The organism is Bacillus sp. TE9106W (assembly GCF_054062215.1).
On record NZ_JBSSFA010000011.1, the window covers coordinates 34,773 to 57,327 of the forward strand.

A 22,555-nucleotide genomic window follows, 5' to 3' on the forward strand; every position below is an offset into this window, starting at 1 on the left:
CACAAGTTTTTGATATGCTCCTTGTAGAAGATAGGGTTAGGGAGGAAATAATACAATGAGAACAAAGTATGTGATGTTTGCTATATGCTTATTCTTTGTCTTTACAATTGTAGGATGTGGTAAGAAACAAGCAGAGGCAGTGGCAATTGATGAGAAACATGATAAGTGTGATATTTGCCAAATTGGAGTAATGGATAATCAATTTGCAACGGAAATTATTTTAGAAAATGGAAAAGCATTAAAGTTTGATGATATCGGTTGTATGTATAAATGAATGGAGATTAATCCAGGCGAAAAGACGAAAGAAAAATTTGTTCGAGATTATGATTCGAAAGATTGGGTTTCGTTAGAAGACGCTACTTACGTATATGATAAAACAATTACAACACCAATGGCTTATAATGTCATTTCATTTAAAAACAAAAAAGATGCAGAGAACTTTGTATCTAACTATAAGGGGAAAGTTCTTTCGTATAAAGAGCTAGCAGAGCATAAATGGGAAATGAATAAAGAAATGATGGGGAACCCGAAAAAGGGAAAACACGGCGGGCATCAGTAATACTAGAAAAAGACAACTGTATGGTTGTCTTTTTCTAGTGTTACTCAGGTGCAAATATAGAAAAGGTGTAAAATTTTTAGAAGAACGGTTACAATGGAATGTAGTGACCTAAAGCAACCATGTATGTACTTTTTAGAAATGTATACAAATGCGGTGAAAACGTGCTAAACTAATTGCTTCATAATGTTAATGATGAGGCCATCAGGCGTATCATTCCAATAGGTTGAGAAACATCATATAAGTTTAAGATAATCCAATTAAAGAAGGAATATAAAGGGCTTATGGATAAATGTACTCAAGAAGAGTTATTGTATGTGATGGAGGAATGGTTAAGAAAACATTATCTTTCATAGGAGCTGTAGTTGTGAGAAAACAAAAAATTTTATTATGTATGTTATTAGGACTTTTAATGACGGTAGTGGCTTGCGATAAGCAAGAAGAGCCAGAATCGAAACCGGTTCATGTGAAAAACGAAAAGAAACAAGAGAAGCATAAAGAAAAGGAAGAATCTAAAGAAGAAAAAAGTATAAATTTAATGGACAAACAGTTGCTACTTTCTGCCACTCTTGGAGATACAGAAACAGCTATGAAGTTGATTCAAGATGGAGCGAATATAAACGTAGAAGGTGACAACGGAGAAACACCGGTCCTTGCAGCAACGTACCAAAATCATGTTGAGACAGTTAAAGCATTAATTGGTGCAGGTGCTAATATTGAAATTAAAGATGAGAAACAAAGCAATCCATTTCTTTATGCAAGTAGAGAAGGATATACGGATATTATAAAAGTATTAATTAATGCAGGAGTTAATACGAAAGAAACGACTAAGTCAGGCGGAACAGCACTTATTTCTGCAGCTGAGCGTGGCCATGTAGAGGTCGTAAAGGAATTGTTAGAGCATACAGATATTGATGTCAATTATAAAAATGCTCGTGGTGGAACAGCTTTAGTAGAAGCAATTGTATTAGGAAATGGTAGTGAAAATCACAAGAAAGTAATTCAAATGCTTATTGACCACGGGGCAGATGTAAATACGGCCAATAAGGAAAATATTACGCCACTTCAATTTGCTGAAAAAAGAGGTTTTAAAGATATTGCAAATATGTTGAGGGCAGCTGGAGCGAATGAAGTAGTACAACCACAACAACCAGTAGAATAAAAAACGAAAAATAATCCCATGTAGATAGACAGAATGAAGAAATCATTGAGTATGATGGATTCAGTAATGTGTATTTGAATGGGATTTTTGTTTTGGAAAAATCATTTGAAGAGAGGGATAGATAAGGAGTTTTAAGGTAATAGTGCAGGTATTGTTGCATTATGGACAATATTAATACGAGAAGAAACATACTTCTGAAAATAACTTTAATTCAAAAAGTGATAAGAAAATTAAACAACCTTAATTATAGAATATGAAAGGTAGTTGGGAGTTTGTTTGTACTATTCCTATGTAATGATTAGTGTAAAAAGGAATAGGTGAATATTAACATTCGATTAACAGCTAATTAACAATCTATCAAAACTGACTTAATAAATGCGTAATATAGTAAAGGTAACAAAATAACTAGGGTAGAGAACATTTGAGAACACCCGCTTACATATAACGTGCCACTTTCTTAGGTGTGCTCTATTCCCTAGAGTTCAAATAAGGAGAAAGGTGTTCTATGTAAGTAGGTGTTTTTAGTTTGGATAAAAATAGAAAAGCTAGGTGGAATGAATGTTTAAGGAACCTTATATTGCGATGATAAAGGATTGGAAAGGATACAACACATACAAAAAGTTACCGAAAACAGTTTTTCTTATGACCGGTTCAATGCTGGAATTACCAGAGCGTGTATATGAATTACAGAAACATGGACATGATGTCTTTCTTCATTGTGATTTTATACAAGGTTTAAATACGAATACAGAGGAAGCACTTTCGTATATTCAAGACGTTATCGGAGCACAAGGCATTATTTCAACAAAAGGATCGACAATTCGAAATGCCAATAAAATTGGATTAAAAACGATCCAACGTATTTTTATTGTCGATACTTTATCTCTTACAAAATCAATTGAAAATTGTAAAACGACTAAACCGAATGCAGTAGAGATTATGCCTGGTATTATGCCTTCAATTATTAAGCAGTTAGCAGAGGAGATAGAATTTCCTATCATTGCAGGCGGATTGATTCAAACGCGAGAAGATGCAGAAATTGCTATTCGTTCGGGAGCGAGCGCGATTTCGACGAGTCACTATGAAGTATGGATACAAGAAGAAAAAAGGAGTGCAATCTTGTGATTGAATTGAAAAATGTTTCAAAGGTATATCAAAATGCAGAGGAGACAGCGGTTAAAGGTGTATCGGTTCATATTAAGAAGGGAGAATTTTTTGTTTTAGTTGGCCCTTCAGGATGTGGAAAAAGTACATTATTAAGAATGATTGCTGGTTTAGAAGAAATTTCTTCGGGGGATTTAATTATTAATGAACGCGTTGCAAATGATTTAGAGCCGAAAGATCGTAATCTATCAATGGTATTTCAAAATTATGCACTATATCCACACTTATCTGTAGAAGAAAATATTTTATTCGGACTTAAGGTAAGGAAAGTACAAAAAGAAGAGCGACAAAAGAGATTAATGGAAGCTGTGGAAATGGTAGGACTGAAAGAGTATGTGAAAATGAAACCAGGCCAATTATCAGGTGGACAAAGACAGCGTGTTGCGCTTGCTAGGGCGATTGTGAGTCAAGCGCCGATTTGTTTAATGGATGAACCACTTTCGAATTTAGATGCGAAATTACGTGCGCAAATGAGGATTGAAATTAGAGAAATTCAACAGCGTTTAGGAATTACAATGATTTACGTTACTCACGATCAAATAGAAGCGATGACTATGGGAGATCGTATTATGGTCTTAAATAAAGGAAGCATACAGCAAGTTGGAACACCGCTTGATATCTATAACAAACCAGCGAATGAATTTGTTGCAAGTTTTATAGGGTCTCCTTCGATGAATATAAATGATGGAGAAGTAGACAAAGAAAAAGGTGTATTACATATAGGGCAATTGCAAATCCCATTATCTATTGGACAATTAAAGCAATTAACAGCAGGAACTGTTCGAGTAGGCATGCGTCCAGAACATATTGCATTGTCCGAGAAAGGACAAGAAGTTACATTGCAATCTGTAGAAGTGTTAGGGAATGAATCTATATTAAACTTCGTGATAAACGGAACAACTTGGAGTGCGAAAGTCATTGGACAGTTACTCCTGAATAAAGGTGACAAAGTAAAATTATTATTCTCGGAAGAAAAGTTATGCTTCTTTAATCAAAACACGAATGAACGCTTAAAAGTGGTAGCTGAAGAAGAGTTGAAAGTGGTGGCGAAATAATGATCGAAGTGAGTAAGTTACCGGTTCAAACAAAAGTGTCAAAAAAGAAAAATTTATGGGGGAGAACAAAAGATTTAAGAATAGGATTATTGTTTTTAGCGCCATCTATTTTGCTATTTTCAATTTTTCTGTTCTATCCATTGTTTAGGACGATTTACTATAGTTTTTATTTAACCGATATACATGGAGAAGCTAATCTTTTCGTTGGCTTAGAAAATTATCAATATTTATTCTCTGATCCTGCCTTCTACAAAAGTATAAAATCAACTTTACTATTTGTTTTATATACAGTGCCTACGAGTATTATATTTGCTTTGTTTCTTGCATTGATTGCAAACGGAAAGGTAAGAGGTATTGGGTTATTTCGAGTTCTGTTTTCTTCGACAATGGGAATATCAGTAGCTGCTAGTGCAGTGATTTGGTTATTTTTATTTCATCCAAGTGTCGGGTTATTCAATAATATATTAGCTTCTATGAATCTTCCTGCAATTGCATGGTTAACGAGTCCGGACTGGGCACTATTCTCTGTATCAGTTACAACGGTTTGGGTGAATACAGGATTTGCATTTTTAGTTATATTAGGTGGTTTACAAAATATTGATACGTCTTTATATGAGAGTGCATCTATAGATGGTGCAAGTTATCTATATAAGCTTCGTCGTGTTACATTACCGATGCTGTCACCAACTTTATTCTTTATCGTGACAGTAACGTTAATTAGTGCGTTCCAAAGCTTTGGACAAATTGATATTTTAACGCACGGTGGACCGAATGATGCAACAAATTTAATTGTATATTCGATTTATAAAGAGGCATTTGTGAATCATCAATTTGGGACAGCAAGTGCACAAGCGATGGTACTATTTGTTTTCATTTTCATTGCTACATTACTTCAATTTAAATTTGCTGAGAGAAAGGTGCATTATAAATGATCGTTAAACAGTGGAAACAAAATTTCCTGCTATACATGCTGCTCATAATTAGTGCAGTAATGGTATTTTTTCCTGTGCTGTATGCGTTTTTAATAAGCTTTATGACACCAGACGATATTCAAATGAGAAGGATATTTCCAACTCAATTTACTTTTGATAATTTCATTAATATTTTTCAGAAAGTACCACTTTTTACATATTTATATAACAGCTTAGTTGTATCGACAGTTGTTATGATTGGACAACTTATCGTGTCAAGCTTAGCGGCGTATGCTTTTGTCTTTCTTCAGTTTAAGGGAAGAAATCTTATTTTTTTCCTGTTTATTTCAACGATGCTTATTCCGTGGGAAGCAACGATGGTACCTAACTTTTTAACGATTCAAAACTTTGGCTGGATCAATAGTTTCGCTGGGATGACAGTGCCGTTTTTTGCAACAGCTTTCGGTATTTTCTTGTTACGTCAACATTTTATGACACTTCCAAATGAACTGAAAGAAGCTGCTTTTATTGAAGGGATTGGAAATGTAAGTTTTTTATTCAGCGTTGTAATTCCCTATTGTAAAACGAGTTTTATTACGCTTGGAGTATATAGTTTTTTAACAACATGGAATATGTACTTATGGCCACTTTTAGTGACCACTGATGAAACGGTAAGAACAGTTCAAATTGGTGTGAAGCAGCTTCAATCTCAAGAAGTTGCAACTGATTGGGGAAGCGTAATGGCTGGCGTTACGGTCATCGTTATACCAACATTGATTCTATTATTTTTAGGGCAAAAGCAATTACAACAAGGATTAACAAAAGGTGCAATTAAATAACTAAGAGAAGGTGAGATTAAAATGAGTCTAGTTAAAAAAGGTGCTGCTCTATTAATGGTAGCAACAATGGCATTATCTAGTGCTGCTTGTTCAAACAGTAAAACAGAGGGAAAACCTGAAGCACAGGCAAAAGTAGCACCAGTTGAAAAAAATGGTGATAAAACTGTAATTCGTTTTTGGCATGCGATGGGTGGAAAAACACAAGGCGTACTAGATGGGCTTGTTGCAGACTATAATAAGTCACAAAATAAATATGAGATAAAGGCAGAGTTCCAAGGGACATATGAAGAGTCTTTAACGAAATTTAAAACGATGTCTGCTACGAAAGAAGCACCAGCTCTTGTTCAGTCGAGTGAAATTACAACAAAATATATGATTGATAGCAAAAAGATTACGCCAATTGATAGTTGGATAAAAAAAGATAAGTATGATACTTCAAAATTGGAAAAAGCAATTACAAATTATTATTCAGTTGATGGAAAAATGTATTCTATGCCATTTAATTCATCTACACCAGTATTAATTTATAATAAAGATGCTTTCGCAAAGGCGGGCTTAGATCCAGAGAAAGCTCCGAAAACGTATGCGGAATTACAAGAAGCAGCGAAAAAGTTAACGATTAAGGATGGCGGAAATGTAAAGCAATATGGATTCTCAATGTTGAACTATGGTTGGTTCTTTGAAGAATTGTTAGCGACACAAGGCGCTTTATATGTAGATAATGAAAATGGTCGTAAAGATGCTGCAAAGAAAGCAGTATTTAACGGTAAAGAAGGACAGAAAGTATTTGGGATGCTAGATGAGTTAAATAAAGCTGGTGCATTAGGAAAATATGGAGCAAGTTGGGATGATATTCGTGCTGCGTTCCAGTCTGGCCAAGTTGCTATGTATTTAGATTCTTCAGCTGGTGTTCGTGATTTAATTGACGCATCTAAGTTTAATGTAGGCGTTTCGTATATTCCATACCCAGAAGATTCGAAACAAAATGGTGTTGTTATCGGAGGTGCATCATTATGGATGACGAATATGGTTTCAGAAGAAACACAACAAGGTGCTTGGGACTTTATGAAATATTTAACGAAGCCAGACGTACAAGCAAAGTGGCATACTGCAACAGGTTATTTCTCTATTAATCCGGACGCATATAATGAACCGTTAGTGAAAGAGCAGTATGAAAAATATCCACAGTTGAAAGTAACAGTAGATCAATTGCAAGCGACGAAACAATCTCCAGCAACACAAGGTGCTTTAATTAGTGTATTCCCAGAATCACGAGATGCAGTTGTAAAAGCATTAGAGGCAATGTATGACGGAAAGAATAGTAAAGAAGCGCTAGATGAAGCTGCAAAAGCAACAGATAGAGCAATTAGTATTTCAGCTCGTACGAGTGAAAAATAAGAGAAAGCCGTATCCTTAAAAGGGATACGGCTTTCTCTATAGGGAGATAAGGGATCAAAAAAATGAAGAAGTCTTATCTCTTTTATATGAGTAAAGGGTCTAGAATGAATCTTTCCCTTTTCATTATTTGTTTAACTCCATTGCAACTTGTTTACCATTTACGAAAACAAAAACGCTTCACGGTAGTGAGAATTGTGGCGTATATTTTGGGAGCAATCGTATTATAGGAATTGATGGCGGTGCTGTATATGGCGGCCAGCTAAATTGTTTGGAATTGCCAAGTAAAAAGGTATATGTAGTAAAAAATTGAAAGAGATAAGGGAAATCTTATTTCTTTCAATTTTTTATTAAGCTAAATTTAAGGAAGAGCTTGTACAATAAGTCTTCCAAATTTTATGTCGAGAAAAACGTTAAAATGTAATTATAAATAGAATTGAACAATATGGTGGAAGGTGAGAATATGCGCTTACTCGTAGTAGAAGATAATGATTCTTTATTAGAATCTATTGTCCAAATATTACACGACGAATTTGAAGTAGATACAGCATTGAATGGAGAAGAGGGATTATTTCTAGCATTACAAAATATATATGACGCAATTTTGCTTGATGTGATGATGCCAGAAATGGACGGGTTTGAAGTGATTCAAAAAATACGTGATGAAAAGATTGAAACACCAGTCCTATTTTTAACAGCGAGAGATTCTTTAGAAGATCGGGTGAAGGGATTGGATTTTGGTGGAGATGACTATATTGTTAAGCCATTTCAGGCTCCAGAGTTAAAAGCGAGAATTCGTGCTCTATTACGACGAAGCGGTAGTTTAACAACAAAGCAGACGATTCGCTATAAAGGGATTGAACTGTTTGGAAAAGATAAAGATGTTCAAGTAGATGGACAAAGTATGAAGTTAACATTAAAACAATATGAGCTTCTAGAGTACCTCGTTCAAAATAGCGGAAAGATTTTAATGCGTGAACAAATTTTTGATCGTGTTTGGGGATTTGATTCAGATACGACAGTGGCAATTGTAGAAGTGTATGTACATCATTTACGTAAAAAATTAGAGCCATTCGGTTATCAGAAAGATATTCAAACCGTTCGAGGTATTGGATATATATTAAAAGAACAATGAAAAAGGGAAGCATGTTTCAGAAGACGCGCATTCGATTGACTATATTGAATTCATTAGTATTTATCATTTTGATAGGCGTATTAGGTAGTATCATTTATTCTTACACATATAAGCGTATTTATAGTGGAGTAAATGAATCGATAGAAAAAGCCGTTCAACATAGAAAGAATGCAGATGATAAAAAATTACCTAAAAAAATTAGAGGATATCCTCCAATTGGGGATCCAAGGATAATGGAGTTAACTTGGCTTGGAAACACGGTGGAGATAGATATTGAAAACGGCAAACGTCGTTTTATTTTTGAAGACAATTTGGAAAAGTTTTCTCCAAAGAAATTAGGAACTTTGCAAGATATAGAAGTACAAGGACGATATTTTAGAATATTTGCATTTCAGAAAGATGCAAAAATAGTTCAAATTGCAAGGGATATAACGGCTGAAAAAGAAATGTTACATACTTTATTTTTAATTCTTGTGATAGGTTGTAGCATAGGAAGTCTATGTGCAATAGGAATCGGATTTTTCTTAGCTGGCAGGGCACTCGTACCTATTCAAAATTCATGGGAAAAACAGCAACAATTTGTGTCGGACGCATCACATGAATTAAGGACACCGCTTGCGGTTATTCAATCCAAAACAGATATATTATTTCAGTCACCATCTGCGACAATAGAAGAAAAAGCGATGGATATTTCTACGATTTCAAAGGAGTGTAGACGATTATCTAAGCTTGTAGCTAATTTATTATTGTTAGCACGTTCAGATTCTAATCAAATTGAGATGGATAAGAAGACGTTTGAAATGGATAAATTGTTAGAAGAAATAGTAGAGCCATATAAGGAAATTGCTTCCTATCAAGAAAAAGAGATGATATTGAAAGTAGAGCATGACATATCATTTATGGGTGATAGGGAGAGAATTCATCAAATGATGGTCATATTGTTAGATAATGCGATGAAGTATACAAATGAGGGAGGACATATACAAATCGATTGTACGCAAACGAACAGTTCGATTCGTATACGAGTGAAAGATGATGGGATAGGAGTGAAAGATGAGGACATTCCGAAACTATTTGATCGTTTTTATCAAGGAGATAAAGCGAGAAGTGCGTCAGAGGGAGCGGGATTAGGCCTTTCAATCGCGAACTGGATTGTAGAAAAGCATTATGGGAAAATATCAGTAGAGAGCCAATGGGGAGAGAGCACTTGCTTTGAAGTGATTCTTCCTAAAAATCAAAGAATATAAGTGAGAAGACGACCTTGTTTTTACAAGGTCGTCTTTTTTTAAGGGAAAGTTAAGAAACTATTTATAACATGTATTATATACAGAAAGTTTGTCCCCTAAAGAAGCGATTATAAAAAGGTATTTGAGCAGATTATATCAATCATAATGTTATTTCGATTATGTATAGGGAATGATGGAAAAGAAAGTGTAAGAGGGAGGAATTAATTTTGAAAAAGAAAATGATGATGGTATTCACTATTGGAGTAATGAGTTTAAGTATATTAGGGGGTGCCTCTCCTTCTGAAACATCAAAAGGAAAGACAGATTACAAGCAGCGCAGCAAAGAACAATTAAACAATGGAAAGATACATGCTGTGCATACAGAAGAAAAAGCGGAGAATTTAGGGATTGAAACGGCAGGGAAAGAACAAATTACGCTAGAAAAAGAAATCCATGAGTCGGAAGTAGGAAGAGAAGCGAAGCAGCTAGGAATTTCGATTGAAGGAAAAGATGTTGGAACTCTTTCAGAAGAAATCTATGAAACAAAAGTGAAGCAAGAAGCTTTAAAGTTAGGCATATCTATAGAGAATACATCAATTGTAAATTTAATTAATCAAATTAATACGATTAAAATTAATGATGAGGCGGATAAATTAGGCATTTCGACAAATGGAAAAGAAATAGAGGACATTGCAGAAGAAATTTATGGAACGAAAGTAAGAGAGGAAGCGGGGAAGTTAGGTATTTCACCAAAAGGAAAAGAGATAGAAGTGTTAGCGCAAGAAGTGTATGAACAAAAAGTACAGGAAGAAGCAAAAGAATATCATATCGATTTGTATGGGAAAGATATATATCAAGTATTAAGCGAAATTAATGAACAAAAAGTGTTACAAATGGCAGATGAGCTTAATATGGATAAAACGAATATGAACGTTCAAGAATTAGCAGAAAAAATAAAAAAGGATCAGCCTGAAAAAGGAAAAGAACTAAATTTTGTACCAGTGATTCGAACGGATGCGGACGCGTTTTATTCTTATTTAACGAACTAAAAAGGGAGTGAAAGTGATACGGAAGTTTAAGTGGTATATAGGTATGGCTTTACTCGGTATAGCAGTATGGGGGATCTATACAAATGGAATTACAAAGTATGTGGAGAAATTAACATTCTTCAATATACAAAGTGGAAAACAAGTGGAGTTTAATCGTGATGAAAAGGTTATCTTATCAAATGTACCTTTCATTCAGCAATTACCAGAGCTAGATAGAGGCTGTGAAGTGACTAGTTTAGCGATGATGTTACAATATGCAGGCATTACAGTGGATAAGATGAAATTAGCAAATGAAATAAAGAAAGTTGATTTTATGAACGATGGTGTACGTGGGAATCCGAATGAAGGATTCGTAGGAAATATTTATACCTTTTCTGAATCTGGATATGGTGTATATCATGGACCACTTTTTCAGTTAGCGAAAAAATATTTACCTAATAAAGCTGTGGATTTAACAGGGAAGAGTATAGAAGAGCTTTATAAGAGTGTAAAAGCAGGACAACCAGTAGTTATGATTACAAATGCAAAATTTGAGCCATTAGATGAAGATGAATTTACTACATGGGAAACAAATAGTGGAGATGTTTCTATTACATATAATGAACATTGTGTTGTACTTATTGGATATGATCAGGAATCTGTATATATTCGGGATCCACTTAAGGATAGCTTAGATGTAAAAGTGCCGAGAGAAAAATTTGAACAGGCATGGGTGCAAATGGGGAGTCAGGCGATTAGTTATGTGAAAAGCTCCAAATGAACTAGTAAGGAAAGAGATGTAAGGAATTGTAAGCGGATTTTTTGTAGGCGTTTTTTTGTACAGAAATAAGAGAACTTGAGCTTATTATATAAGCTTAAGTTCTCTTATTTTTTATGATTAAATCTTTAGAAGGAGTGAATATGTAAAAATGCATAATTGACAAAAATATTACATGTTATCATTATATATTGTTTTATATATGTAACTTGTATAAAATTACACAAGTATTCACATTACATAAAGGAGGCTTATTATGCAAAAAATATTTAACTGGGTTAAATGTATGAGTATCAAGAAAAAATTAATCATTTCATTTTTTCTTATTTTAACTATACCAGGACTTATTATCGGTGGTGTTTCATATCAAACTGCCAAAACAAATTTTGAACAACAAATCACAGGTAAAGCAAAGGAAAATATTTCGATTTTAAATACTGTTATTTCTCAAAATATAGAAGAGAAATTTGTTGATGCAGCATACTTTGCGGACATCTTAACAGAGGATACATATCCAAACGGACAAGAAGAAATAGTAAGAACGAAATTAGCGCAATATATAAAACTTCATCCAGAAGTAGAAGGTATTTACATTGGAACGCAGACGGGAAAGTTTATAAGAGAACCATTTATCCAAATGTCTGATGGGTATAATCCAACAGATAGAGATTGGTATAAAGAAGCACATGAAAATAAAGGGAAAGTAATTGTTACTGCGCCATATCAATCAGCATCTACAAAAAATATGGTAGTGACAATTGCTAAAGAAGTAAAAGATGGTAAAGGTGTTATAGGAATTAACTTAAATTTAGATAACATTTTAAAAATCTCCAAAATGATTAATATTGGGGAAAAAGGTTATGCAGTTATTTTAGATCAAAATAAGCAAATTGTTAGTCATCCATCTAGAAAACCAGGTGCAAAAGTTACTGATCCTTGGATTAAACCAATTTATGAAGAAAAACAAGGAAATGTTGCTTATACAGAAAAAGATGATAAAAAGAATTTAATCTTTGCAACAAATGAGAAAACGGGCTGGAAAGTAGTTGGAGTCATGTTTGATGAAGAAATTATCCAAGCTGCGAATCCAGTGTTTTATAAGACTTTTATTGTCATTGCTATCGCTATTGTATTTGGCAGTGTATTAATTTATTTCATCACAAAGTCTATTACAAGACCATTAAGAAAAATAGCTGACTCGGCATATAAAATTAGTAAGGGAGATTTAACAGAGAAAATTACAATTCATTCCAAGGATGATATAGGGAAATTAGGGAATTCCTTTAATGAAATGTCTGCCTCTTTACAAGATGTGATTACTCAAATTAGTTTTTCAGCAGAGCATGTCGCTGCATCGGCTGAAGAGTTAACAGCGAGCGTACAGCAAGCAAATGATGCGACAGATCAAATTACAATTGCAATGGAACAAGTATCAGGTGGGGCTGAATCACAAAGTCAAGGTGTTGAAGAAGGTGCGGCTACATTACAACAAGTAAATACAGCAATTCAAGATGTAAACGGAAGCGCGGAATCGATTTCTATCTCCTCATTACATGCGAGAGAGCGAGCTAAAGAGGGGGAAGACTTGGTTGAACAAACTGCAACACAAATGCAGTCTATTTCTAGGTCGGTATCCGAGTCGGATGCTATTATTAAACTTCTTGATGAGAAATCAAAGCAGGTAGGAGCTATTTCTGAAGCAATTCAAAATATCGCTACTCAAACGAACCTTTTAGCTTTAAATGCGGCTATTGAAGCAGCAAGAGCAGGTGAACAGGGCCGAGGGTTTGCTATTGTAGCAGATGAGGTTAGAAAATTAGCGGAGCAATCAGGAGAATCATCTGGAGAGATTGCGAATTTAATTGCAGAAATTAAGGCTGATATTGAACATACTGTTAAGGCGATGGATAATGTGAATGGAGAAGTTCAACAAGGTCTTGATGTTGTAACAAAAACGAAAGTAAGTTTTACGGAAATTTTAAGTTCTACTACACATATTGTTTCTCAAGTGAATGAAATGGTAGAAACAACGAAGAGAATTGCTGGAGATGCAAATGAAGTGACAAATGCTATTGATGAAATTGCAGCAGCTGCAGAAGAAAATACAGCTAGTATGCAAAGTGTTGCTGCTTCAACAGAAGAACAAGTGAATTCAATGGAAGAAATTAGTTCAGCTTCGCAAAACTTAGCTGAGATGGCCGAAGAACTACAAGCGATGACTAGTAAATTTAAAGTATAATAACAGCAGATAAGTAAGGTGAGAATAATATCACCTTACTTATTTTTCTATTCAGCAATTAGGGGAGTCATTAACGGGATGAAAAAAAGAAAAAGACTATGGAATTTATGGAAAACGATTACATTGTTAGTTTGTACAGTTGTAATTTTTTCTTTACTTGTGACAGATATATTAATTAGTCACAATGTAGAACGGACAACGGAGGATAGCCAAGCAGAGAAAGCAAAAACGATTGCACACATTGTGGCGAATGATTCAATTGTAATCGATGGTTTAATTGGGAAAGCAGATACTTCTGCAATTCAAACGTATACAAATAGAATATTAAAAAACACAGGTGTTCAATTTATTGTAGTTATGGACATGAATGGAATAAGAAAGTCACATCCAAATCCTCAAAAAATAGGTCATCATTTTATTGGGGGAGATGAAGGACCTGCATTGAAAGGAAAGGAACATGTATCGCTGGCAGAAGGAACTTTAGGTATTTCAATGCGAGTGTTTGTACCTGTATTTTCTGAAACAGGTGAACAACTTGGAGCGGTGGCTGTTGGTATTTCAGCAGATAATGTAAAAGAGAGAGTTAAGGAAAGTAGACATATCATTTATATTGGAGTTGGAGTTGGGGTACTAGTCGGAATGATAGGAGCAATATTGCTAGCCAGACATATAAAGAAAAGTTTATTTGGTCTTGAACCTCACAGGATAGCGAAAATTCTTGAAGAAAGAAATACGATGCTACAATCTGTAAAGGAAGGTATTATTGCTGTAGATAAAGAGGCTAATGTAACTTTAATAAATAATGAGGCAAAACGATTGTTTAAGAAAAGTGGACTTGAAGAAGATTTTATCGGTAAAGATGTTGAGTTGTATATGCCTAATTCACATATAAAAGAAGTATTACAAACGGGAGAGGTACAATTAAACGAAGAACAAAATATTTATGGAATTACGATTGTGACGAATCGTGTTCCGTTATATGTAAAAGGAGAAATAGTTGGCGCGATTGCAACATTCCGTGATAAAACAGAGATTAGAAAATTAGCAGAAGAATTAACTGGTATTAGGCTATATGCGGAAGCATTACGAGCACAATCGCATGAATTTATGAATAAAATGCATGTCGTATTAGGGCTTACACACATGAAACAGTATGAAGAATTACAGAAGTATATAAGCGGTATGGTATCAGAGCACCAATATGAAATTGGTGGGGTTATGAAAAGAATAAAAAGTCCAGTGTTTGCTGGTTTTTTACTCGGAAAACTGAGCTATGCTAGAGAGAAAAATATAAAATTAATTATAAGTGAAGATTCTTACATGCCAGAAATAGATGATGAAAGTATTACTCATGAACTAATTACGATTGTCGGAAATTTAATTGATAATGCATTAGAGGCAGTGACGAATTGTGAAAAGAAGCAAGTTGAAGTTGAGATACAATATGGGAATACATTAATTATTACAGTGCAAGATACGGGAAAAGGTATACAAGAAAAAGAAATAGAGGCATTATTTACGAAAGGTTATTCCACAAAGGGAGATAACCGCGGTTATGGTTTGTATCTTGTAAAAGAAAGTATACAGCGAATAAATGGGGAAATTCATATGCATTCATTAGTAGGAAAGGGAACAAAGATAACAATTGAAATACCTAAAGGTAGGGATGAGAGACAAATATGATTAAAGTTTTAATTGTAGAAGATGACCCGATGGTAGCAATGTTAAATACGCATTATTTAGAGCAAGTAGGAGGGTTTGAACTTGTTCAAGCAGTTAATTCCGTAAAATCGGCGATAGAAGTATTAGAGGAATCACGAATAGATTTAGTCTTACTTGATATTTTTATGCCTGAAGAGACTGGATTTGAGCTTTTAATGTATATTCGGAATCAAGAAAAAGAAATCGATATTATGATGATTTCAGCTGTACATGATATGGGGAGTATTAAAAAAGCATTACAATATGGCGTAGTAGATTATTTAATTAAACCATTTACATTTGAACGATTCAAAGAAGCATTAACTATATATCGAGAAAAACTTACTTTCATGAAAGAACAACAAAAAATTAGTCAATCGGAATTAGATTCGTTAATTTTGCAAAAAGAAAAAAGAGAGCCTACTGCTACTAAAGAGCTTCCGAAAGGATTAACGAAGCAAACGTTGCAATTAATTTGGCAGAAGATCGAGTCGCTGAATGGACGAGCGTTTACAACAGATGAAATGTCACAATTAGTTGGGATTTCAAGAGTTTCTATTCGGAAATATGTAATGTTTTTAACTGACATTGGAGTGTTAGAAAACGAAATGATGTACCAACATGTGGGGAGACCTGTAAGTAAACTAAGATGTGTTGATCAAAAGAAAATAGAGTTTTATGTATAAGCGACTTATTATAAGTCGCTTATACTTTTTTTAATTACAAAATCAATTACAAAACTTACAAAAACTATTTTTACTATTGAAAGCGTTTTAATATTGTTATTAAGAAAACAAGGGGGTGCCATATGGGAATTCAAAAGAATGTGGAAGCGGTATCATTTTCTGAAGGAAATGAAGTGCAAAGAGAAACTTTCGCTTCTAAAATTATGAATGTAAAAATCGGTGTTATACCTTTACCGTTATATGTAGTATTGGCTGCTATTATTTATGGGGCATCTGTATATAATAAATTACCAGCAGATATGATTGGTGGATTTGCGGTTATTATGATCATGGGTATTTTCTTAGGTGACATTGGGATGAGAATTCCAATTTTAAAAAATATCGGTGGTCCAGCAATACTTTCGTTATTTATTCCATCATTACTTGTATTTTTTAACTGGATGAATCCAGCTTCAATGGAAGCTGCGACTATGTTAATGAAAAAATCGAACTTTTTATATTTATATATTTCTTGTTTAGTAGTCGGAAGTATTTTAGGAATGAATCGTAAAGTGTTAGTACAAGGTTTCGTTCGCATGTTTATTCCTTTAGTGGTAGGAACGTTAGCTTCTGTAGCAGTAGGATTATTGGTCGGTTCATTATTTGGATTTGAAATGAAGCAGACATTCTTCTTTATCATCGTACCAATTGTGAGTGGTGGTATCGGGGAAGGGATTTTACCATTATCGCTAGCTTATAGTGATATTTTAAACGAATCATCAGCAACGTTTGTATCACAGCTTATTCCAGCAGCTATTATTGGGAATATGTTCGCAATTGTGAGTGCAGGGTATATGAAGCGTTTAGGTGAGAAGAAACCGGAGCTTAGTGGTAACGGTGTATTAGTGAAAACAGACAATCAAGCAGAATTATTAAAAGAACAAAATACAGAGAAGCCAATTGACTTCTCATTAATGGGAGCAGGTTTATTAATCGCGTGTACGTTCTTCATCTTCGGAGGATTTGCTTCTAAGTTCATCGGTATCCCTGGGGCAATCATTATGATTTTCTCAGCAGCACTTGTGAAATACTTTAAATTAATGCCCGCAAAAATGGAGCAAGGAGCATTCCATTTATATAAATTTATTTCGAAGAATTTAACTTGGCCGTTAATGGTTGGACTAGGATTGCTATATATTCCGCTAAAAGACGTAGCAGCAGTTCTTTCAGTAGGATATGTTGTCGTATGTGCATCGGTTGTTCTTACAATGGTAGCATCAGGTTTTCTTGTAGGGAAAGTGATGAAAATGTATCCAGTTGAATCAGCAATTGTAACTGGATGTCATAGCGGTTTAGGCGGAACTGGAGATGTTGCTATTTTATCAGCTTCAAATCGAATGGAATTAATGCCGTTTGCACAAATTTCGACTCGTTTAGGCGGGGCAGCAATGGTTGTAACAGCGACAATCTTATTAAAAATGTTTTCATGATCAAACAAGCTAGCTATATTCATATAGCTAGCTTGTCAAATTAAGGGGAGATTATAAGTATGTTAGAAAATCAAATTAATGAAAGATCATTGTTACTGCATAAAGAATTAGTAGGAAAAATTGAGATTACAAGTAAAGTAGAAGTAAATTCAGCGGATGATTTAAGTCTGACATATACACCAGGTGTAGCGGAATCTTGCAAAGCAATTGCAGCAGATGAAGAAACAGTGTATGACTATACAGCACGTGGGAATATGGTGGCAGTTGTCTCAGACGGAACAGCGGTACTCGGGTTAGGGAATATTGGACCGAAAGCGGCTATGCCTGTTATGGAAGGAAAAAGTATATTATTTAAAAAATTTGCGAATGTAGATGCTTTCCCGTTATGTTTAGGGACGACGGATGTGGATGAAATCGTTACCCTTGTGAAAAATTTAGAGCCTACATTTGCAGGGATTAATTTAGAAGATATTGCAGCACCGCGTTGTTTTGAAATTGAAAAACGATTAAAAGAAGAAACGAATATTCCTGTATTTCATGATGATCAACATGGAACAGCTATTGTCGTTTTAGCAGCTGTTATTAATGCATTAAAAGTTGTTAGCAAACAAATGGAGAATGTGAAAATCGTTATTAACGGTGCGGGTTCGGCAGGAATTGCAATTGGAAAATTATTATTAAAGGCTGGTGCAAAGCACATTACGCTAGTTAGCCTAGAAGGTATTGTTTGTGAAGGTGAAACATGGATGAACGAAGCACAAATTGAAGTTTCAAAAAAGACAAATCGTGAACATGTGCGTGGAACGTTAAAAGATGCGATTCACCAAGCGGATATTTTTATTGGCGTATCTGCTCCTAACGTATTAACGAAAGAACTTGTACAGACGATGAATGAGAAAGCAATTGTGTTTGCAATGGCGAATCCAATTCCAGAAATCTTCCCTGAGGATGCATTAGAGGCTGGGGCAGCTGTAGTAGGAACCGGGCGCTCGGATTATGCGAATCAAGTAAATAATGTATTGGCGTTTCCCGGAATATTCCGCGGTGCGTTAGATGTGCGCGCAACTGATATTACAGAAGAGATGAAATTAGCGGCAGCATATGGGATCGCTAACATCATTACGGACGAAGAACGTAATGCGAATTATGTAATCCCGAATCCATTAGATAAAAGAGTTGTTCCAAGTGTTGCGGAAGCTGTAGCGAAAGCAGCCATTGATTCAGGTGTGGCGCAAATTATGAAAATACCAAGTTATTAATAGCTAAAAGCAGTGCCTAAAAAGGCACTGCTTTTTTGAGATAAGGAATTAAAATAAGGAGAGTGTGTTTTGGTTTTGTCACTTTACTCAGCAGTAATTACAAACTGATCATAATATTTTTCATTCACATATATATTTAAAACCCATAATCCAGAGGAAGGTAGCGACATAGTAAGCGGGAGTTCGTCTGTAGTAGAATCAATTGTATTTGAAGTAGTCCAAGTTGGTTCGGAAGATTCTTGTTGAAAGAGTAAGGGTGTTGGAGTTACTGATCCTTGCTTTAGTGCAATAATAGATAGTTTTCCAGTTGGCATTTCAGGATCTAAAAAGTACCACATTATTTCATTTTTTTCGTTTGCGATAATAGGGCTATCAGCCATTGCGATTTTTTCTTCAATTCCTTTTAAAGGTATTTTTTCTTGTATGAAGGAGGGTGTTTCTTCCCAATTTACATCTTTTAAAACGCTAAGGTGAAAGAAGGAAGGTGCATTAACTTGAGTGGATGACGTTGCGATAGCTTCTTTTTTAGGTTTTTTTAAATCAGGTTGCGCTTGTGTGCATCCAGCGATGAGAATGGAGAAAAGTAACATAGTTCCGATTTTTTTCATGGTGTCACACTCCTAGTTTTTACTGTTAGTGTAATTGTATTTGCTAGAAAGTGGGACAATTCCTTTAAAGTATAAAAAGAGGTCGTAAGTTTTGTACGACCTCTTTTGACATTTTTTATATTTGTTCAGTTGAAAAGGTAGGTTCATTTTCTTTTTGCGGCATCGTTAAGAAAATAACAGAAAGAACGATACATACGCCGCCTAATAGTTGATATGCTCCAAAGGATTCATTCAGCCAAGCGATTGAAACGATGGCTGCTACAAGCGGTTCGATGCTAGATAAAATGCTTGTTTCAGTTGCGGCTAAATATTTCAAACTACCGATATAAAGAAGGAAAGAAAGAGTGCCACTTATGATGATTAGAATAAGCATTGAAAAAGTTTTTAGTGTAAAAGTTTGCGAAAGCTGAGTCCATTCAAACGAGCGATTACAAATAAGCAGGGCAATGCCTCCGATTAACATTCCCCATCCAATTACTACAATTGTTCCGCATTCTTTAATGAGAGAAGCTGGATGAAGGGTATAAAATGCAAATCCAATTGCTGTTAATAGGCCAAAAATAATAGCTTCTTTCGATAAAACAATATTTTCAATTGAACCGTTCGTAATAATAAAGTACGTACCCGTTAGCGCAGTTATAATTGCGAGTAGTTGCATGGAAGCAGGGAATTTTCGTTGTTCAAATGCGACATACAGGGTAATAAGAACAGGACCTAGAAATTGAAATAGCGTTGCTGTGACCGCATTACTAATATGAACTGTTTCGATAAAGGCATATTGCGCACCGAGCATGCCGAGAATAGAGAAAATAATAAGTTGTATAGAATGCCTAGGGTGTTTCCAAATTTGAAATATGTTTTGTTTCTTTATCAGTAAGAAAGATAAAATAAATATTCCCGCAAGCAATAGGCGAATTGTTAAAAAATCAACTGATGATACGGTAGTATGTTGAAATAGCCACTGAATCATCGGGCCAGATAATCCCCATAAGGTAGCTCCTGTAATAATCATAATGAGTCCAATCCGTCTACTATTGTTCATAATCATGCATCTCCTCTCGAGTATTTGATTTTTTATGTGTGACATGATAAAAGGAATTATATATAACTTCTGGTACTGTAAAAAGTATCAGATTTTAGTTTTATTAAGGGGTCAGATATTATGTTAGAATTAACGCCTAATTTAAATACGAAAAGTAAAATAGCATTGTACGTGCAATTGTATGAGTATATAAAAAAAGAAATTAAAGATGGAACGATTCCGGCTTTTACAAAATTACCTGCAAAAAGAAAGTTGGCGAGCTATTTACAAGTGAGTAAGAATACAGTAGAAGCGGCTTACGAGCAATTACTTGCAGAAGGTTATATTGAATCGATATCGAGAAAAGGTTATTTTGTATGTAAAGTTGAACAAATGATGGATGTAGAAGGAAGCGAAGCGGAAGTAGAAGAAATACCGTTTCGGGAGGAGCACTATATATTTGATTTCACCCAAACAGGGGTTGATACGAATACTTTTCCTTTCACTACGTACCGCAAGTTTATAAATGATGTATGGCAGCCGCGTAATAATGAGTTGCTTTTTCTTGGACACCCTCAAGGGGAGTTGAGCTTACGAGAGGAAATTGCGAACTATTTGTATGAATCTAGAGGTGTGCGTTGTTCAGCTAGTCAAATTGTATTAGGAGCGGGAACACAAATATTAGTGAAGTTACTTTTTCAATTGTTGAAGGGAAGTAATTATGCAGTTGAAAATCCAGGGTACCATAGGAAGATGGTCGTTTTTGAACAGGGAGAAGAAAGAGTTCAAATGTTATCTTTAGATAAGGATGGCATTTGTATGGCAGATTTAGAAAATAGCGATGCAAATGTTGTATTTGTAACGCCCTCTCATCAATTCCCGTATGGAATGATTATGCCTATTACGAGAAGGACGCAGCTTTTACAATGGGCGCAGAAAGAAGACGATAGGTATATTATTGAAGATGATTACGATAGTGAATTTCGTTATTCAGGAAAGCCAATTCCGGCACTACAAGGTTTAGATACAGATGGGAAAGTAATTTATATGGGGACGCTATCAAAAGCTTTACTGCCCTCATTACGGATGAGCTATATAGTATTACCGAAGAATTTAATTAAAAAGTATCAAAAAGAATATTTGTTTTATACACAAAGTGTTTCAAGAATGGATCAAGAAGTGGTTAGAAAGTTTTTACATGAAGGTTATTGGGAAAAACATATTCATAAAATGCGTGTCGTCTACCGAAAAAAGAGGGATCGACTCGTCTTTGAAATAGAGAAATATTTCTCTAATCTTGTTGAGGTAATAGGAGAAGATTCGGGATTACACATTTTATTAAAAGTGCATAATGGAATGCGAGAAGAAGAACTAATTAAAGCAGCTGCAAAATATAGTATTAAAATATATCCTGTTTCGACGTACTACAAAGACGGTACTGCACCTGAAAATGTAGTTTTACTTGGATTTGCGATATTATCAGAGGAAGAAATTGCGAAAGCGATTCAATTATTACATAAGGCATGGTTTACAAGAAAGTAAAAAAAACATCCTCTAAACATGAGGATGTTTTTTATTATTTATTTTCATCTAAGAATAAGACCATATGCTCTTCGTCCCAATATTGACCATTATATTTTAATGAACGTTCTTGTACACCGAATGTTTTAAATCCTAATGATTCATAAAGTTTTTTTGCTCCATCGTTGCCAACAACAACATCAAGCATAACTTGTTCCACCTCTAAAGATTTAGCAAGTTCAAGACATTCTTTAATAAGTGCTTTTCCTGCTCCAAGTCCGCGTGCTTTTGGAGATACATATACAGAACCGATTTTAGCTTTATGTTCTTGTTTTACATATGGTTTCGTTTCCAGCGTTGCAACCCCGATTAATTTTCCATCTTTAAATGCACCTAGCGTATAGTTTTCATCTTGTGCTAATTTTTGTGCTTTATATTCAATCGCACACTCTTTATTAATAATATCTTCATAAGAAGAGCTGAAAGCTTCAGGGTTTTGCTTTAATCCTTCTACACGAAGTTCTAAGTAAATTTCCGCTTCGTCTTTTGTTAATACATGGATATCCAATTATATCACCCTCCAAATCTTTGACAAATGTATCTTTACCCCGCATTAACGGGCAGTAGACTCCAACTTTAAAATCCAGCGAATGCGCGGAAGTTAGATCGGAGATAACTGCCCGTAAATGCCCGATTGGTTCAACTAATAATCCATGGGGTGAACGATTCCATGGATTAAAGTTTCACTTTATTTTATATTGAAATAAGAATAATTTCAAAAGCTTAGCTTATATAAGCTGAT

General features: G+C 34.8%; 19 protein-coding genes and 3 pseudogenes. 19 read left to right on the forward strand and 3 right to left on the reverse strand.

From position 1 onward, the window contains the following. Positions 1 to 55 precede the first annotated feature (55 nt). From ACVWY7_RS19095 to ACVWY7_RS19180, 18 genes and pseudogenes are all read left to right on the forward strand, one after another. Positions 56 to 559, forward strand: a pseudogene (locus ACVWY7_RS19095) (nitrous oxide reductase accessory protein NosL). A gap of 289 nt (positions 560 to 848) precedes the next feature. After that, on the forward strand, positions 849 to 1,718 hold the full coding sequence (locus ACVWY7_RS19100; protein ID WP_139242355.1) for an ankyrin repeat domain-containing protein: 870 nt from the start codon (positions 849 to 851) through the stop codon (positions 1,716 to 1,718). 558 nt (positions 1,719 to 2,276) lie between these two features. Next, entirely contained in the window at positions 2,277 to 2,843 is a 567-nt protein-coding gene (locus ACVWY7_RS19105) for a glycerol-3-phosphate responsive antiterminator (protein ID WP_000472011.1), read from the forward strand. After that, complete coding sequence (locus ACVWY7_RS19110) at positions 2,840 to 3,937, forward strand: ABC transporter ATP-binding protein (protein WP_142395593.1); 1,098 nt, start codon at positions 2,840 to 2,842, stop codon at positions 3,935 to 3,937. Before ACVWY7_RS19105 ends, ACVWY7_RS19110 begins: the two co-directional genes overlap by 4 nt. Next, positions 3,937 to 4,869: a carbohydrate ABC transporter permease gene (locus ACVWY7_RS19115; RefSeq protein WP_000573810.1), complete on the forward strand. Its 933-nt coding sequence runs from the start codon at positions 3,937 to 3,939 to the stop codon at positions 4,867 to 4,869. Before ACVWY7_RS19110 ends, ACVWY7_RS19115 begins: the two co-directional genes overlap by 1 nt. Beyond that, the gene (locus tag ACVWY7_RS19120) at positions 4,866 to 5,687 is read left to right on the forward strand and encodes a carbohydrate ABC transporter permease (RefSeq protein WP_000635935.1); all 822 of its coding nucleotides are present in this window, start codon (positions 4,866 to 4,868) and stop codon (positions 5,685 to 5,687) included. The genes ACVWY7_RS19115 and ACVWY7_RS19120 overlap by 4 nt, the downstream gene beginning before the upstream one ends. 21 nt (positions 5,688 to 5,708) lie before the next feature. After that, positions 5,709 to 7,085, forward strand: a complete 1,377-nt coding sequence (locus tag ACVWY7_RS19125) for an ABC transporter substrate-binding protein (RefSeq protein WP_000060590.1) — start codon at positions 5,709 to 5,711, stop codon at positions 7,083 to 7,085. Between the two features lie 160 nt (positions 7,086 to 7,245). Next, positions 7,246 to 7,395 (forward strand): annotated as a pseudogene (locus ACVWY7_RS19130) (serine/threonine protein phosphatase); the annotation flags it as partial. 150 nt (positions 7,396 to 7,545) lie between these two features. Further along, positions 7,546 to 8,217, forward strand: a complete 672-nt coding sequence (locus tag ACVWY7_RS19135) for a response regulator transcription factor (RefSeq protein ID WP_456523928.1) — start codon at positions 7,546 to 7,548, stop codon at positions 8,215 to 8,217. Continuing rightward, on the forward strand, positions 8,214 to 9,464 hold the full coding sequence (locus ACVWY7_RS19140; protein ID WP_033681930.1) for a sensor histidine kinase: 1,251 nt from the start codon (positions 8,214 to 8,216) through the stop codon (positions 9,462 to 9,464). Before ACVWY7_RS19135 ends, ACVWY7_RS19140 begins: the two co-directional genes overlap by 4 nt. 206 nt (positions 9,465 to 9,670) lie before the next feature. Further along, positions 9,671 to 10,492, forward strand: a complete 822-nt coding sequence (locus ACVWY7_RS19145) for a transporter (RefSeq protein ID WP_073525879.1) — start codon at positions 9,671 to 9,673, stop codon at positions 10,490 to 10,492. A gap of 43 nt (positions 10,493 to 10,535) precedes the next feature. After that, complete coding sequence (locus ACVWY7_RS19150; RefSeq protein WP_001196186.1) at positions 10,536 to 11,252, forward strand: C39 family peptidase; 717 nt, start codon at positions 10,536 to 10,538, stop codon at positions 11,250 to 11,252. Positions 11,253 to 11,535: 283 nt separating this feature from the next. Next, a pseudogene (locus ACVWY7_RS19155) lies at positions 11,536 to 12,549 on the forward strand (cache domain-containing protein); the annotation flags it as partial. Between the two features lie 120 nt (positions 12,550 to 12,669). Beyond that, positions 12,670 to 13,488 carry a methyl-accepting chemotaxis protein gene (locus ACVWY7_RS19160; RefSeq protein WP_434684233.1) on the forward strand — a complete coding sequence of 273 codons (819 nt, stop codon included), beginning with the start codon at positions 12,670 to 12,672 and terminating at the stop codon, positions 13,486 to 13,488. Positions 13,489 to 13,566: 78 nt separating this feature from the next. Then, on the forward strand, positions 13,567 to 15,171 hold the full coding sequence (locus ACVWY7_RS19165; protein WP_073525854.1) for a sensor histidine kinase: 1,605 nt from the start codon (positions 13,567 to 13,569) through the stop codon (positions 15,169 to 15,171). Further along, the gene (locus ACVWY7_RS19170; RefSeq protein ID WP_000598670.1) at positions 15,168 to 15,875 is read left to right on the forward strand and encodes a response regulator; all 708 of its coding nucleotides are present in this window, start codon (positions 15,168 to 15,170) and stop codon (positions 15,873 to 15,875) included. The genes ACVWY7_RS19165 and ACVWY7_RS19170 overlap by 4 nt, the downstream gene beginning before the upstream one ends. Before the next feature lie 122 nt (positions 15,876 to 15,997). Further along, entirely contained in the window at positions 15,998 to 17,344 is a 1,347-nt protein-coding gene (locus ACVWY7_RS19175; protein ID WP_000512728.1) for a 2-hydroxycarboxylate transporter family protein, read from the forward strand. A gap of 59 nt (positions 17,345 to 17,403) precedes the next feature. Then, positions 17,404 to 18,603, forward strand: a complete 1,200-nt coding sequence (locus ACVWY7_RS19180; RefSeq protein ID WP_456523929.1) for an NAD(P)-dependent malic enzyme — start codon at positions 17,404 to 17,406, stop codon at positions 18,601 to 18,603. Between the two features lie 83 nt (positions 18,604 to 18,686). On the opposite strand, the gene ACVWY7_RS19185 is transcribed toward ACVWY7_RS19180, so the two are convergent. Next, positions 18,687 to 19,211, reverse strand: coding sequence for a DUF4871 domain-containing protein (locus ACVWY7_RS19185; protein ID WP_000719675.1), 525 nt, complete (start codon positions 19,209 to 19,211; stop codon positions 18,687 to 18,689). 115 nt (positions 19,212 to 19,326) lie between these two features. Then, positions 19,327 to 20,253, reverse strand: a complete 927-nt coding sequence (locus ACVWY7_RS19190; protein ID WP_073525821.1) for a DMT family transporter — start codon at positions 20,251 to 20,253, stop codon at positions 19,327 to 19,329. Between the two features lie 120 nt (positions 20,254 to 20,373). Between ACVWY7_RS19190 and pdxR the strand changes: the two genes are divergently transcribed. Further along, positions 20,374 to 21,774 carry a MocR-like pyridoxine biosynthesis transcription factor PdxR gene (gene pdxR / locus ACVWY7_RS19195; RefSeq protein ID WP_073525776.1) on the forward strand — a complete coding sequence of 467 codons (1,401 nt, stop codon included), beginning with the start codon at positions 20,374 to 20,376 and terminating at the stop codon, positions 21,772 to 21,774. 34 nt (positions 21,775 to 21,808) lie between these two features. Here pdxR and ACVWY7_RS19200 read toward each other — a convergent pair whose 3' ends face one another. Further along, the gene (locus tag ACVWY7_RS19200) at positions 21,809 to 22,321 is read right to left on the reverse strand and encodes a GNAT family N-acetyltransferase (protein ID WP_000351212.1); all 513 of its coding nucleotides are present in this window, start codon (positions 22,319 to 22,321) and stop codon (positions 21,809 to 21,811) included. Between the last annotated feature and the right edge of the window lie 234 nt (positions 22,322 to 22,555).